This window comes from Ruegeria sp. YTSA135 (genome assembly GCF_059610165.1).
The window spans coordinates 25,451-39,647 of sequence record NZ_JBXWNC010000014.1 but is presented as its reverse complement, the minus strand read 5'-3'; the positions used below and the strand labels follow the sequence as shown (position 1 = coordinate 39,647).

13 protein-coding genes are annotated in these 14,197 nt (G+C 56.5%); 8 read left to right on the top strand and 5 right to left on the bottom strand.

Going from position 1 to position 14,197, the window contains the following annotated elements:
• Positions 1–89: 89 nt before the first annotated feature.
• The 8 genes from AC2FIT_RS16865 to AC2FIT_RS16830 are packed head-to-tail and all read left to right on the top strand — an operon-like array spanning position 90 to position 9,547.
• A complete protein-coding gene (locus tag AC2FIT_RS16865; protein ID WP_496831193.1) occupies positions 90–668 on the top strand; it encodes a hypothetical protein in 579 nt (192 codons plus the stop codon).
• Positions 644–2,047 carry a TRAP transporter permease gene (locus tag AC2FIT_RS16860; protein ID WP_496831192.1) on the top strand — a complete coding sequence of 468 codons (1,404 nt, stop codon included), beginning with the start codon at positions 644–646 and terminating at the stop codon, positions 2,045–2,047. The genes AC2FIT_RS16865 and AC2FIT_RS16860 overlap by 25 nt, the downstream gene beginning before the upstream one ends.
• Entirely contained in the window at positions 2,047–3,540 is a 1,494-nt protein-coding gene (locus AC2FIT_RS16855) for a class I adenylate-forming enzyme family protein (RefSeq protein ID WP_496831191.1), read from the top strand. The genes AC2FIT_RS16860 and AC2FIT_RS16855 overlap by 1 nt, the downstream gene beginning before the upstream one ends.
• 39 nt (positions 3,541–3,579) lie before the next feature.
• Positions 3,580–4,764, top strand: a complete 1,185-nt coding sequence (locus AC2FIT_RS16850; RefSeq protein WP_496831274.1) for an acyl-CoA dehydrogenase family protein — start codon at positions 3,580–3,582, stop codon at positions 4,762–4,764.
• Between the two features lie 3 nt (positions 4,765–4,767).
• Positions 4,768–5,847, top strand: a complete 1,080-nt coding sequence (locus AC2FIT_RS16845; RefSeq protein ID WP_496831190.1) for an acyl-CoA dehydrogenase family protein — start codon at positions 4,768–4,770, stop codon at positions 5,845–5,847.
• The gene (locus AC2FIT_RS16840; RefSeq protein WP_496831189.1) at positions 5,844–6,230 is read left to right on the top strand and encodes a PaaI family thioesterase; all 387 of its coding nucleotides are present in this window, start codon (positions 5,844–5,846) and stop codon (positions 6,228–6,230) included. The genes AC2FIT_RS16845 and AC2FIT_RS16840 overlap by 4 nt, the downstream gene beginning before the upstream one ends.
• A 40-nt stretch (positions 6,231–6,270) precedes the next feature.
• On the top strand, positions 6,271–8,358 hold the full coding sequence (locus AC2FIT_RS16835) for a 3-hydroxyacyl-CoA dehydrogenase NAD-binding domain-containing protein (RefSeq protein ID WP_496831188.1): 2,088 nt from the start codon (positions 6,271–6,273) through the stop codon (positions 8,356–8,358).
• A gap of 10 nt (positions 8,359–8,368) precedes the next feature.
• Positions 8,369–9,547: an acetyl-CoA C-acyltransferase gene (locus tag AC2FIT_RS16830; protein ID WP_496831187.1), complete on the top strand. Its 1,179-nt coding sequence runs from the start codon at positions 8,369–8,371 to the stop codon at positions 9,545–9,547.
• Positions 9,548–10,314: 767 nt separating this feature from the next.
• Here the strand turns inward: AC2FIT_RS16830 and AC2FIT_RS16825 are convergent.
• Genes AC2FIT_RS16825 through kce form a run of 5 tightly spaced genes read right to left on the bottom strand, consistent with a single transcriptional unit; the run spans position 10,315 to position 14,197 of the window.
• The gene (locus AC2FIT_RS16825; RefSeq protein WP_496831186.1) at positions 10,315–10,662 is read right to left on the bottom strand and encodes a RidA family protein; all 348 of its coding nucleotides are present in this window, start codon (positions 10,660–10,662) and stop codon (positions 10,315–10,317) included.
• 13 nt (positions 10,663–10,675) lie between these two features.
• Positions 10,676–11,776 (bottom strand): NAD(P)/FAD-dependent oxidoreductase, encoded by a 1,101-nt coding sequence (locus AC2FIT_RS16820; RefSeq protein WP_496831185.1) that lies wholly within the window; start codon positions 11,774–11,776, stop codon positions 10,676–10,678.
• Positions 11,773–12,798: a histone deacetylase family protein gene (locus AC2FIT_RS16815; protein WP_496831184.1), complete on the bottom strand. Its 1,026-nt coding sequence runs from the start codon at positions 12,796–12,798 to the stop codon at positions 11,773–11,775. The genes AC2FIT_RS16820 and AC2FIT_RS16815 overlap by 4 nt, the downstream gene beginning before the upstream one ends.
• Positions 12,795–13,271: a GNAT family N-acetyltransferase gene (locus AC2FIT_RS16810; RefSeq protein ID WP_496831183.1), complete on the bottom strand. Its 477-nt coding sequence runs from the start codon at positions 13,269–13,271 to the stop codon at positions 12,795–12,797. Before AC2FIT_RS16810 ends, AC2FIT_RS16815 begins: the two co-directional genes overlap by 4 nt.
• Positions 13,271–14,197 (bottom strand): 3,5-dioxohexanoate:acetyl-CoA acetone transferase, encoded by a 927-nt coding sequence (gene kce, locus AC2FIT_RS16805; RefSeq protein ID WP_496831182.1) that lies wholly within the window; start codon positions 14,195–14,197, stop codon positions 13,271–13,273. Before kce ends, AC2FIT_RS16810 begins: the two co-directional genes overlap by 1 nt.

Sequence of the window (14,197 nt, the reverse complement as noted above, 5' to 3'; positions counted from 1 at the left end):
ACTGTATCTGTCTGGCCCGACGGAAAAGCTGGGCCGGGCTAAAACAATTCTCTGCGGCGCGCTGAACGTGCCGACAAAAAGGTCTTGTTATGCAAGAACTCGAAAACGAAGCCGGAACAGCTGAAACCTACGACACCGGGCGCAATCTGGCGCTGATCGTCGGCACAACTGGCGCAATTCTTCTTGTCGTTCATCAGTTGTTCAACATTCAGCTGTTCGGAATCGTGCTTTTGGATGGCAGGTATCTTGCCCTTCTCGCAGCCACCTTCCTGTCGCTGAGTTTTCTTGTCTTCAATCGTCGCGGCGAGCGTCTTGGACCAGTCGCCTTTTATGACTGGATTCTTGCCACCGTCGCTGTTGCCAGCGGTGTCTATCTGGCTTGGGTGGCGAAGCTCAATCTATCCGAAGGCTGGGAATACGCAGCCCCCCAAACGGCCCAATGGGTCGCCTATGTGTTTTTTGCCCTTGTCTTGGAAGCTACACGCCGAGCCGGCGGAAAAGTCCTGTTCGCAATCGTGGCCCTTTTTTCGCTTTATCCAACCTTCGCAGGAGATGTGCCAGATCCGTTTTCCGGATTTCAGAGTACATTTTCGGAAGCGATTGCCTATCACGTTTATTCCTCTGAAAGCATCTTGGCATTCCCATGCGCGCGTTCGGGGGTGTGGTGATCGGCTTCATTATCTTTGGCGCCGTGCTTCAACACACGGGCGGCGAGCAGTTCTTCAACGATCTCGCCCTTGCCCTTGTCGGCCGATACCGCGGTGGTGCCGCGAAGGTTTCGATCTTTGCCAGCGGGTTCATGGGTTCGATGTCTGGCAGTGTGATTTCCAACATCCTGACAACTGGTGCGGTATCGATCCCGGCGATGCGTCGTACTGGCTTCTCAGCGAAGACAGCCGCAGCGACCGAGGCCTGCGCCTCGACAGGGGGTGTGTTGATACCACCGATCATGGGTGCGACGGCCTTTGTCATGGCCTTTTTCCTGTCGATGCCTTATGTCGAGATCGCGATTGCCGCCGCGATACCATCCCTGCTGTTTTACTTTGGGCTTTTTGTTCAGATTGACGCCTATTCCGCACGCCTTGGTCTGCGCGGCATGTCCGGGCCCGATCTGCCTCGGCTAAATGCAACCTTGCGGGAAGGTTGGCCCTATGTGCTGGTTTTTGCAGTTCTGATTTTCATGATGATCGTGCTGCGCCAGGAAACTGCTGCACCTTTCTATGCGACGGTTCTGCTGCTTTTCGTCAACCAGATTTTCCCCCATTACCGCCTTACGGTAGCAGGCCTCATTGACGTTCTTAAACGTGTCGGAACCGGTTTGACCGAATTGACAGCAATCATTCTTGGCGTCGGTTTAATTGTCGGCTCTTTCTCGGCCACTGGCCTAGCAGGTACGCTGGTAAACGAGCTTCTGGCCCTGGCTGGAGATAACGTCTTTATCCTGTTGATCGCCGGTGCCATGACAGCCTTTGTCTTTGGCATGGGTATGACGGTAACCGCCTGCTATATTTTCTTGGCTGTGGTTCTTGCGCCCGCACTGGAGGCAGGTGGCCTCAACATACTCGCGGTGCATCTCTTCATTCTTTATTGGGGCATGGTCAGCTACATCACACCTCCTGTGGCGCTTGGCGCCTATGCTGCGGCGACCATGGCGGGCACAAGCGCGATGAAGGCAGGACTGGAGGCCATGCGACTGGGTGGAATTATCTACATCGCGCCATTTTTCTTTGTGCTCAATCCTGCGCTGGTTGCGCAATCCCCGGCGATCGAAGTCTTTATCGCTGTAACCTGTGCCCTTTTGGGTCTGGCTTTGATGTGCATGGCGCTTCAGGGCTACGTTATCTTTTTAGGACCGCTTTCCGGCGCAGGCGAGTTTCCGTTGCGCATTGTCCTTTTTGTTGCGGGGTTTTTGATTGCCCTGCCAGAAATGGACTATGTAGGCGTACCCTTCGGACCAAGCCTGATTGCTGGTATCCTTGTTGCGATCCTACCCCTTCTCGTGGCCCTGCGGCGGCGCAGCACAGACCTTGCGGGAGAAAACACCTGATGAACCGGATCCACGAAATCCTGATTGCAGCGGATCAAAACTCTATTGCACTATCGGATTATGACGGTCGAACCTACACATATGGCGAACTCAATGAGATGAGCCAACTGGCCGCTGAACGCCTGGTAGACCATGGCGTGCGTCCCGGCGACCGGGTGCTGCTTATCAGCGAAAACTGCGCGGCCTATCTTGTAGCGATCTTTGCGCTGAGCCGCCTTGAAGCCTGGGCGGTTCTGGTCAATGCGCGCCTTACAGATACTGAAGTTCTGCGACTTTCTGAGCTGAGCGAGGCACGCTGTGCTCTATTTACGCCAGATGCATCGCCAGCATCCGCAGCGCACGCTGATCGCATGGGCCGGGTTGAGCTAAAACCTCTGGCTTGTGGCTCGCTTACTGTATCCGCTATCCGCGACGTACAGGTTGAACCCGTCGAGCCTGACCGCACGCAAACCGCGATCCTGATATATACGACCGGCACCGTGGGTGAGCCAAAAGGCGTGATGCTGACTCATGGGAACCTTTTGTTTGTATCCCAACTTTCTGCCGACGCCCGGCGCCTTATGCCGTCAGATGTGATGCTGGCTGTGTTGCCGGGCACGCATATCTTTGGGCTTTCTTCTGTTTTTCTTGGTGCCGTTCGTGGCGGGACACGCTTGATCGTGCGCCCCCGTTTTGACGTGGATGATGTGATTGAGCAGTTGAAGACAGCGACGCTTTTTCCGGCTGTTCCCCAGATCTTTGCCGCAATCAACAAGCGTCTGCGCGAGCAGAAGGTCGAAAAAGCCGATCACAACCTGCGCTACATCTATGCCGGTGGTGCGCCTTTGGACATGGCACTGAAAACGCAGACCGAGAATCTTTTTGGCCTGGCACTTCACAATGGATATGGGCTTTCGGAATGTTCGCCAAGCGTGGCGCTTACACTGATGGACGCACCGCGCAATGACAGCGCCGTAGGCCCCCCGCTGCCGGGCGTTGAAGTCCGCCTTGAAAACCCAAATGACGACGGAGTCGGCGAACTATGTGTCCGCGGCGAAAACGTCATGAAAGGCTATTTCCGCAATCCTGAAGCCACACGCAAAGCCATGACAGACGATGGCTTTTTCCGCACCGGAGATCTGGCCAAGCAAGAAGAAGACGGCACACTGCATATCGTGGGCCGCGCGAAGGAGCTGATCATTCACTCTGGCTTTAATGTTTACCCACCAGAGGTCGAGGCCGTATTGGCCGCGCATCCCGCCGTAACTTTGGCCGCAGTTGTGGGCCGCGCCCGCGACAGCAATGAGGACGTGATCGGCTTTGTCAGCGCGCATGCACAAGTATCTGAATCAGAGCTGCGCGAGTGGGCGCGGGAACGCATGGCAGCCTATAAGGTGCCGACGCGCGTGATCGTCTCTGATGCCCTGCCGCAAGCAGCCACGGGCAAGATCATCAAGCACAAACTGTTGTCTCACTTTGCTGATGTCTTGGACCGCGCACCCAATGCGGAGTGAATGGCAAAGCCACCGGACAATGGCGCGAAAGGACATGAAATGAACCTGGATTACTCAGATACGGAACAGGCCTTTCAGGCCGAAGTTCGCGCCTTTCTGGCGGAAAACCTGCCAAAAGATCTTGTTGCCAAAACAAGCTCGGGCCGAGAGCTGACCAGAGAGGATATTGAGCGTTGGCACGCGATCCTGAACGCGCGCGGTTGGCTCGCGGCGACTTGGCCAGAAGAATATGGCGGCGCCGGCTGGAACGTTGTTGAACGCCACATCTTTGCGGAAGAATGCGCCCTTGCTGGTGCGCCACGTCTGCTGTCTTTTGGGCTTGCGATGCTGGGCCCTGTTCTGATCCGCTATGGCACAGACGAACAGAAGGCCGAATATCTTCCCCGTATTCTGGATGGCCGCGATTGGTGGTGTCAGGGTTTTTCCGAGCCGGGTGCCGGTTCGGACCTGGCAAGCCTAAAAACCCGTGCCGAGCGTGATGTCGATCATTACGTGATCAATGGTCAGAAAACATGGACAACCCTTGGTCAACACGCCAACCGCATCTTCTGTCTCGTGCGCACATCGCAAACGGCTAAGCCTCAGGAAGGCATCAGCTTTGTCCTCGTGGACCTGGACACGCCCGGCATCGAAATGCGCCCTATCCGTCTAATCGACGGTGGCCATGAGGTGAACGAGGTCTTTTTTACCAACGTGCGCGTCCCTGTCGCAAATATCGTTGGCGCGGAAAACGAAGGCTGGACAGTGGCGAAATATCTGCTGACCCACGAGCGTACCAACATCGCCGGTGTCGGCTTTTCAGCGCGCGATCTGGAGCGCTATCATCAGATGGCCGCTGATGTGCGTCGCGATGGTGTATCTTTGGCAGAGCACCCGCTTTATGCGGCACAAGCAGTCGAACTTGAGGCGGATTTGGAAGCCTTGCGCGTGGCCAATCTGCGCGCCCTCGCGCGGACGCGGGATGGCGCAGCAAGCGGTATCGACAGTTCGCTGATGAAAATCCGCGGTACTCAGGTACGCCAAGGCATCCTGAGCCTCTATCGCTCGGCCCTTGGCCATGCGGCGGCGCCAGATGCAGAAAGCCTGTCTGATAATGAGATCGCCTTGCCACCCGAAGCCGCCCGCGCGGCCCCCGTTTATTTCAACAACAGAAAGCTGTCGATTTACGGTGGCTCCAACGAGATTCAGCGCAATATCGTCGCAAAAACACTGTTCAGGGATTAGCCGATGAATTTTGAACGCAGCGAAGATCACGCCATGCTGGCCGATATGTTCGGCCGGTTCTTGCAAGAAACCAGCACACCAGAGCGGCGCAACGACACGGCCTGGACAGCGCCTTTCTTTGATCAAACAGCCTGGTCGGAAATGGTTGAACTGGGGATACTAGGCGCATTTGTTTCAGAAGACCTTGGCGGATTGGGTGGCTCCGCCGAAGATGTTTCGGTTGTCTTTGAAGAAATTGGCCGTGCACTCAGTACCGATCCTTATCTGGGCACTCTTTTGGGTCTGCGTCTTTTGGCCGAGTGCGGCGAAACTGATCTTGTCGAGCAGATCATGGCCGGTGCCCACCGCCCCGCATTTGCTGTTTTTGAGCCGGAAATCTCGCAGGATCTTTCCCTAATCGGCGCGGTCGCAGACGAAGATGGCAAGCTGACTGGTCGTAAATCCTCGGTTTACGGCGCGCCGGGTGCCGACCTATTGTTGATTGCTGCCCGAAACGATCAGGGTCTTGGCCTGTACCTGATAGAAGACGTCACTTCTGTTCAACTTCTCGCGGCACCTATGCAGGATGGTGGCGGTATCGCTGACCTGCTGCTTGAAGGAACCCCGGCAAGGCCTCTAAAAGCAGCCAGCGCAGAACTTATCGAAAATGTGCTGGATTTGGGGCGTATCGCGCTTTGTGCCGAGGCCGTGGGCGCGATGGAAGCTCTTGTCTCAATGACAACAGACTACCTGAAGCAGCGCAAACAATTTGGCCGTAGCATCGCCTCGTTCCAAGCCTTGCAACATCGTATTGTGGATATGACCATGTGGATGGAACAAGCCCGGTCGATCACAATCCGCGCCGTTGCAAGCTATGGGACTAGAGATCAGCGTCGCCATACTTCGATGGCAAAAAACCTGATTGGGCGCGCGGCTGAGCTCTGCGCCGAAGAGGCTATTCAGCTGCACGGCGGCATCGGTATGACGTGGGAATACCCGGGCGCGCACTACGCGAAACGCCTGATCATGCTGGATCACCAACTCGGTGGGCGTCACGATCACGCAATGCGTCTGATTGCCATGAAAAAAGAGAATGCGGCATGAACACAGACGACGAGTCCGCCGCACAAAGCTTTGTTGGCTATGAATCCAGCGTCTTCGGCGAAGGCAGCGGTATCTGCGCGCTGAACATTGGACCGCAACACCTTAACAGAGTGAACGTTTTGCATGGCGGTTTCGTAGCCATGCTTCTGGATAATGGGTGCGGTCTGGCCGTTCGAAATGACAGCGGCGATCCTGATCGCGCGGTTCTCACCATGTCGCTGTCGGTGAATTACATCGCCCCTGCAAGCTCTGGCCGGGTGGTTGCCACGGGCAATGTCACAGGTGGTGGCAAAAGCACCAAGTTTGCTTCGGCTGAACTGCGCACCGAGGATGGCACTTTGTTGGCGACGGCCTCGGGTGTTTTCAAGCTTTTGAGAGAGTAAGAAATATTCAAGCCCGTGTGGCACATCAACAGGATACACCATGACCTCTGTTGTCTATTATGACGTTCAAGACGGTATCGCCGTCATTTCAATCGATAACCCCCCGGTTAATGCGCTTTCACAGCCCGTGCGTGCCGAGTTGCAGTCACTGGCGCAGAAAGCATCCAACGATGCGGGCGTTCAAGCCGTTGTTGTGGCTTGCGCGGGCCGAACCTTTGTTGCAGGCGCCGACATTCGCGAATTCGGTAAACCTCCCGTTGAGCCCTTGCTGCCGGATGTCATCAACGCGCTAGAGGCCATTCCCAAACCAACTGTTGCAGCCCTGCACGGCACGGCCCTTGGTGGAGGTCTGGAATTGGCGCTTGGGTGTCATTATCGCGTCGCCACCGCAAAGGCACGCTTTGCCCTTCCCGAAGTCACGTTGGGCCTTCTGCCCGGCGCTGGTGGCACCCAGCGACTACCACGCCTTGTTTCGTTTGAGACGGCGATTGATATGATCACGACCGGCAAGCAAATTGGAGCGAAGGAAGCCTCCGCGCTTGGGCTTGTCGATCTTGTCACCAACACGACAGATGTGACTGCCGCAGCCGTTGCATTTGCAAAAGACCTGGTGAAGGACGGCAAAGGCCCACGCCCCGTCTCCGCCTTGGACGTGAAGCGCCATGATCCATCGGTCTTTGAAACGGCGCGTGCCAAGTTGAGCAAGACCCGTGCGGGGCAGCTTGCCCCCCTCGCCTGCGTGGATGCACTTGAGGCTGTGGCGAAACTGCCCTTTGCCGAAGGTCTCAGTGCAGAACGCAAACTATTCCGAAAGATGATGGAAACCGATCAACGAAGCGCACTGATCCATGCTTTCTTTTCGGAACGCAAAGTTGCGAAACTGCCGGAGCTCGAAGGCGTTGAGCCCCGGAACGTTGCACAGATCGGCGTGGTTGGTGGCGGCACCATGGGTGCCGGTATCGCAACCTCAGCCCTTCTCTCGGGTCTTGATGTCACTCTGATCGAACGAGATCCCGAGAGCGCTGAACGAGCGCATCAGACTGTCGCGAGTACACTGGAAAGTTCGGTAAAGCGCGGCAAGATTGATCAGGCGACGTTTGAAACGCTGATGTCCAAACGCTTCCACGCTGAAAGCGACTATGCGGCCCTGTCTGAGACTGATCTGGTAATCGAAGCCGTTTTTGAAAGCATGGAGGTGAAGAAGGATGTCTTCACCCAGCTTGATCTTGTTTGCAAACCGGGCACTGTGCTTGCCAGCAACACCTCTTACCTCGATATTAACGAAATCGCCCAAGTGACAAGCCGCCCGCAGGACGTTGTTGGCCTTCACTTCTTTTCTCCGGCTCATGTGATGAAACTGCTAGAGGTAGTCGTCGCCGACCAAACGTCGCCAGCTGTCACCGCGACAGGCTTTGCTCTTGCCAAGACGATGCGCAAGATCGCTGTGCGAGCGGGGGTCTGTGATGGGTTTATTGGCAATCGCATTTTGTCGCATTACCGAAAAGCCGTTGATGGCACCGTACTGGCAGGCGCAAGCCCATTTGCCGTTGATCGTGCCTTGCGGGAATTTGGCCTCGCCATGGGACCATTTGCCGTAAGCGACCTTGCAGGTTTGGATATCGGCTGGGCCACGCGCAAACGCCTCGCCCCCACACGCGACCCGCGCGAGACCTATGCCGAGTTTGCGGATCGCATCTGCGAAGCAGGCCGTTTTGGCCGCAAGACCGGTCGTGGGTTCTATATCTACGGTGAGGGCGGTCCAACACCTGACCCTGAAGTGGACGTCATCATTGCGGACGAACGTAAGGCCAAGGGCATCACGCCGCGCGAACTGGGTGACGGCGAAATTGTGGATCGCTTTATGGCGGCGATGATCAACGAAGCAGCACGCGTTGTCGCAGAAGGCATCGCCCGGCGTCCACTTGATGTGGATGTCGTCTTGCTCAATGGATATGGGTTCCCCCGCTGGCGCGGCGGTCCTATGCACTATGCCGATGCTGTTGGCCCAGCAAAAATCCTTGAAGACATCCATAGGTTTGCCAAGGAGGATGCATTTCTTTGGCAACCTGCCCCCCTACTGGAAAAGCTTGCCTCCGAAGGCAAACTCTTCTCTAGCCTGAACGACTAAGGACATTTCCATGAAACAAGCAGTTATCGTCTCAACAGCCCGGACAGGTCTTGCAAAATCTTATCGTGGTGCCTTAAACGAAACCCATGGTGCAACCATGGCCGGCCACGCAATCGAGCATGCGGTAAAGCGTGCAGGCGTCAACCCTGACATTCTGGAAGATGCGTTCATCGGCTGCGGCTACCCCGAAGGCTGGACTGGCAGCAACATCGCGCGGCAGTCTGTTGTCCGTGCGGGTCTGCCCGTAACCGTAGCCGCCACAACGATTAACCGTTTCTGTTCGTCGGGTTTGCAGGCAGTGGCGATGGCCTCTCATACAATCGTGCAGGAAGGTGTGCCGGCCGCAATTGCAGGCGGTGTGGAAAGCATCAGCCAAATGCCTCCGTCTCGGCCCCCGCAAGCACAGGAAAGTTGGATTGTCGAAAACAAGCCCGAGCTTTATTTCAACATGATCCAGACTGCCGACATCGTTGCCAAGCGCTATAACGTCAGCCGTGATGCGCAAGACGCGTTGGCCTTGGAAAGTCAGAAACGTACCGCTGCCGCACAAGCCGCGGGAAAGCTGGACGATGAGATTGTGCCGATCACTGTCACCCAGGCGTTCAAAGACAAGGAAACAGGCGAGGTCACCCGCAAGGACGTGACCTTCAGCATGGATGATTGCAACCGTCCAAATACCACGCTCGAGGGTCTTGCAGGTCTCGCCCCCGTGCGCGGCGACGGCAACTTCGTCACAGCGGGCAACGCATCTCAGCTGTCTGATGGGGCATCTGCGCTTGTTGTGATGGACGCCGACGTGGCCGCTCATGAAGGCATTGAACCGCTTGGCGCGTTCAGGGGATTTGCCGTTGCTGGCTGCGAACCCGATGAAATGGGTATTGGCCCTGTCTTTGCCGTACCGCGCCTGTTGGAACGCCATGGCCTGAAGGTGAGCGACATTGACCTCTGGGAATTGAACGAAGCCTTCGCTAGCCAAGCGCTGTATTGTCGGGACCGCCTGGAAATCGACCCGGAAATTTGCAATGTCAACGGTGGCTCAATCTCTATCGGTCACCCTTTTGGCATGACAGGGGCCCGCATGACAGGGCATTTGATGATTGAAGGTAGACGTCGCGGCGCGAAGTTGGGCGTTGTCACTATGTGCATCGGTGGAGGTCAGGGGGCCGCCGGGTTGTTCGAGATTTTCTGAACGGGCACTCCTGGCGGGCTGTTGCACTGTTCCGCCGTATGACTCTGGTCGGAGCAAGAAAGGCCTCACATGACCCGTTAGCCCGCGTTCAAAAGTCAGCGTTTTCCGGCTGATGTCAACTTCGGGCGCGGGCAGACCATTCTGAAACACCGGGAAAAGAGCAAACGGAGGACAATCGTATCCAGGCGCTTGCTTCACTGCAAATCCGCAGCATAGTCGGACCAATCGGATGGGCCACACCCTCTCTTAGATCAAGCCGCAGCTTGTCGCAAAACCCCTGACAACGGACAGGCGCAAGCCCGCTCCAAGGGAGACAAGAAAGTAAAGCGGCGACCACGTACCCGCAAATCGAAGTTGGGGGGCTTTCCTTGCGACACGCCGAAGTTTCCGAAGTCCGCATGCGACAACGACGGGGACATGACCACCAAGCATAAATCGGTTCCTTCAGCGGCTGTTGCTTGCCAGAAGAAATCCAATTTTTCTGGTAAAAACCGGTGCAATCACTATCTCGACAGGCCCCGCTCAAACGCCACCGCTTTTCTGCGGCTATCATCCTATGTGCTGTGCGTATGTATCTGCGGCACCCGCTTTCGCATCAAGATACAGCTGATCTTCTCTCGGAGCGTTGCGTGATGGTTGATCGCCTGACGCTGTATCCTTGGGTGCAGCAATTCGGGCCGCAATTGGCTGACCGCGCTGAAGGACGCGCCGTAGGAAAGCCCTAGGCTGGCTTATAGACGAAACCACCCTGCGGGTCGGCTGCAAGCTCAGCGCGCCGCGACCACTATGAACTCCACCAGGTATTCGGGGGTTGCCAGCTTAGCCTCACCGCAGGCACGGGCTGGCGCGTGCCCCTCTGGCACCCAGGCGTCCCAGACGGCATTCATTGCGGCGAAATCCTTCATATCGGCTAACCAGATTGTTGTCTGAAGAATGCGTGTCTTGTCACTTCCAACCTCGGCGAGCAACGCATCGATCTTGTCAAGGCAATCCTGCGTCTGCTGCGCGACCGGCGCACCGGCGGTGCCAACCTGACCTGCAAGGTAGATCGTATCACCATGTTCAACGATCTGACTCATGCGCGTGGCGGTATGATGTCGAGTGATGTCTGTCATGTTTTCCTCGTGGTCAGGGATTGAAACGACTCGGATCAAGCGCCCGAACGATGTCAGGTTGCAAGCCGGGATTGGAATTGCAGATCAAGGCAGCAGTTAAACGAGCCAACGCCGGGGCGGTTTGGACACCATAACCTCCCTGCCCAGCCAGCCAGTAAAAACCTTCAGCCTTCGGGTCATATCCGACAACCGGCGTGCGATCATTTGAAAAAGTACGCAGACCAGCCCAACTGGTTTCGACGCGCGTGACTGGGATGGAAACGGCTTGTTCGAAACGATGAAGGCCCTCTGCCAAAACCATGTCTTCAACCCACGCGTCATGGGGGTCGACAAGGTCCTCATCTGCTGGGCTGACCATCAGCTTACCCGCTTCTGGCTTGGCGTACCATTGCTCGGTCGCGCTGGCGAAAAGAGGCCAATTCCGGATTTCGTAACCCGAGGGCGCAGGTAACAACGCTGCCGAGCGACGCATTGGCAATAAACGAATGTCAGTCGCATTTGCCTTCCGGGCTATTCCTTCAGCCCAGGCTCCTGCGGCGTTGATCACCGTCGGGGCCTGGAAGCACTGATCACCGGCCTGCACGGTCCAGAAGCCGGAGCTTCGGTGTAGCCCTGTAACTGGTGCGTTGGCTTCAACCTTGCCACCGCGTACCTTCAGCAATCGGACATACCCTGCAAGCATTCGGTCAACGTCGATATCCTGCGCGTCCCACTCAATCACGGCACCTGCGATAGCGTCTTTTCGCAAGATCGGAACCAGTTCGACCGCTTGAGCAGGTGTCAGTTCCTCAAGCCCGGTTGACCCGGTTTTGTAGGCGTCGAGCGCATCGAGCTCTTCGTCCGTCGCCACCAGCATCTCACCACGAGGAGACAGAAGGCTTTGTTCGCTCACTCCGTCGGGCTCTTGCAGAAACGGAGCGGATTCCGTGTTTAATGCGCGGAGCGTCTCGTTGCCATAGTTGCGAATAAAAATTGCGGCAGAGCGACCCGTTGCGTGGTAGCCAACCTGGTTTTCGGCTTCAAGAACAAGAACAGACATATCGCCCGCTAGCTCAGCCGCGGCACTGATCCCGGCAATTCCGCCGCCGATCACAATGGCATCCGCAGTTTTCACGCCGCCTCCTGAAATCCGGTTAGAACCCGTGTCAGGTTTTCACCCAGACTATCGGACAAATAGCCACCTTCCTGCACGAACAACACGGGCAGTCCTGTTTTCGCAAGAGCTGTACCAATGCGCGCAAACCCGTCTTGCGTTACAGCCAAACCTTTAAACGGATCGTCAATTGATGCATCCAACCCGAGCGCCACGACAAGGGCGTCTGCACCAAAGCTTTGAACCCGCTGCAAACCCGTATCCAGCGTTGCCATATAGTCGTCATCGCCGGTTCCCCGTTCCAATGGCAGGTTAAGGTTGTAACCCATTCCTCGCCCTTCCCCACGCTCTTGTGCGTGGCCCCAGAAGAATGGGTAAAAGCGCGCCGGGTCGGCATGGATTGAAACCGTCAACACGTCGTCGCGCGTATAGAAGATGCCCTGAGTTCCGTTTCCGTGATGCACATCAACATCCAATATTGCTGGTCGAAGGCCCGCCGCGCGCAAACGTTCCGCAGCAATTCCGGAGTTGTTCAAAAAACAAAAACCGCCCGCCAGATCCCCAAACGCGTGATGTCCGGGGGGACGCGAAAGCACATAAGCTGACCTTTCCTCGCCCCTGATCAGGTCAGCCCCCGAGATCGCCGATTGAGCAGACCAATAAGCAGCCTCCCACGTCCCTTCAGAGATTGGGCAAGCGGTGTCGGCCTGATGAAACCCGGCCTGTCCAACGGCAGACTTGGGATACCCATCTGTCCGGGCCGCAGGATGAATGTTCGGGATAACTTCCTCACCTGCGTCGGGAATCCTACGCCAGCGTGAATAGATATTTTGCAGGAAAGTCAGGTATTCCGCCGAGTGCAGTGCCGCAATCGGCCCAAGCCCAGCGTCTCTTGGAGCCTGGAAAACGCAACCTGCGGCCTCCGCTCCGGCCATCAATACTTCGATCCGCTTTGGCTGTTCCGGATTGGGTAAGATTGCCCCGTTCGCCATGAAGTGTTTCGGATCGTGTCGCCACTGCCGCGCGTCAAACACCGCTTTCATTTTTCACCTCTCAGGGCCGCACACCCGGCCTTGTCCAAGATAAGTTCGATTTGCCCCTCAAGGGGCTCAAACCCCAACTGGTCGTAGAACCGTCGAGCGTTGAGGCTGTCATCATACACGCTGAGCTTGATAAAATTGGCGCCCCACAACTCGACCCCATCTGCCAGAGCTGCACTTAACAGGCGTGCGCCAAGTCGCCTTCCACGCACTTCCGGAGCAGCCCATAAATCAGAAACAAAAATCCCGGCACCGCCTCGCGTTGTCGAAAAAACCGGGGAATATAGCGCCACGCCCACGATCTCATCCGTTTCGGCAAGAACGGCGCGAAAGCCCGGCACATCCGCCCAGCCCACGTTTTCAAGGTCCGCCGCCCGGGCGGTATGTTGGTCATTCAAATCGTCTGACAAGCGCCGCAGTACCGTGTTTAGGCGCTCGGCATCACGCTGTTCGGCGACACGCAAACTAACCTGCATCAGAAAGCCGTCCTGTCTGCGCCTTTCAGACCCAGCATTACCCGCGCTTCGGTTGGGCTAGCCACCTCTCGGCCAAGATCTTCGACAATTCGGCGAATTTTCTGTACTTGCTCGGCGTTTGATTTTGCCAGTACCCCGCGCGATATCATCAGGCTGTCCTCCAGCCCGACGCGGACGTGGCCGCCCATTGCCGCTGCCATCGTGATCAGCGGCATCTGATGGCGCCCTGCTGCCAGAACAGAATAGTAATAATCCTGCCCAAACAGTTTGTCTGCTATCAATTTCATATGCGTCAGGTTTTCGGGGTCCGGCCCGATCCCACCCAGCACTCCAAATACGAACTGAATAAATAGCGGCCCCTCGACCAAGCCACGGTCGACGAAATGGCGCAGCATGTAAAGATGGCCGACATCATAGCATTCGAACTCGAACCGCGCACCGCGTTCGGTGCCCATCTCGGCCAAAATGCGCACCATGTCCCGCGGCGTATTCTTGAAGACCAGGTCATCTGAATTGCGCAGAAACGGTTCTTCCCAATCGTGTTTCCACTCGGAAATTCGGTCAGCCGCCGGATAAAGCGCAAAATTCATCGTGCCCATGTTCAGGCTGCACATTTCCGGTTCGGCGCGCTTTGGAGCTGCGAGGCGGTCGTCAAGCGACATTACTGCGCTGCCCCCGGTGGAAATATTCAAAACAGCATCGGTGGACTGTTTGATCCGAGGCAAGAAGCCCATGAAATCGTCAACACTGGCCGAGGGTTGCCCGGTATCAGGATTTCGGGCGTGTAGATGCAGGATTGCGGCCCCAGCCTCCGCCGCTTCGACAGATTGCGCCGTAATCTCATCGGGCGTGACTGGCAGATGCGGCGACATTGTTGGTGTATGGATCGAGCCCGTGATTGCGCATGTGATCAGAATTTTGGACAT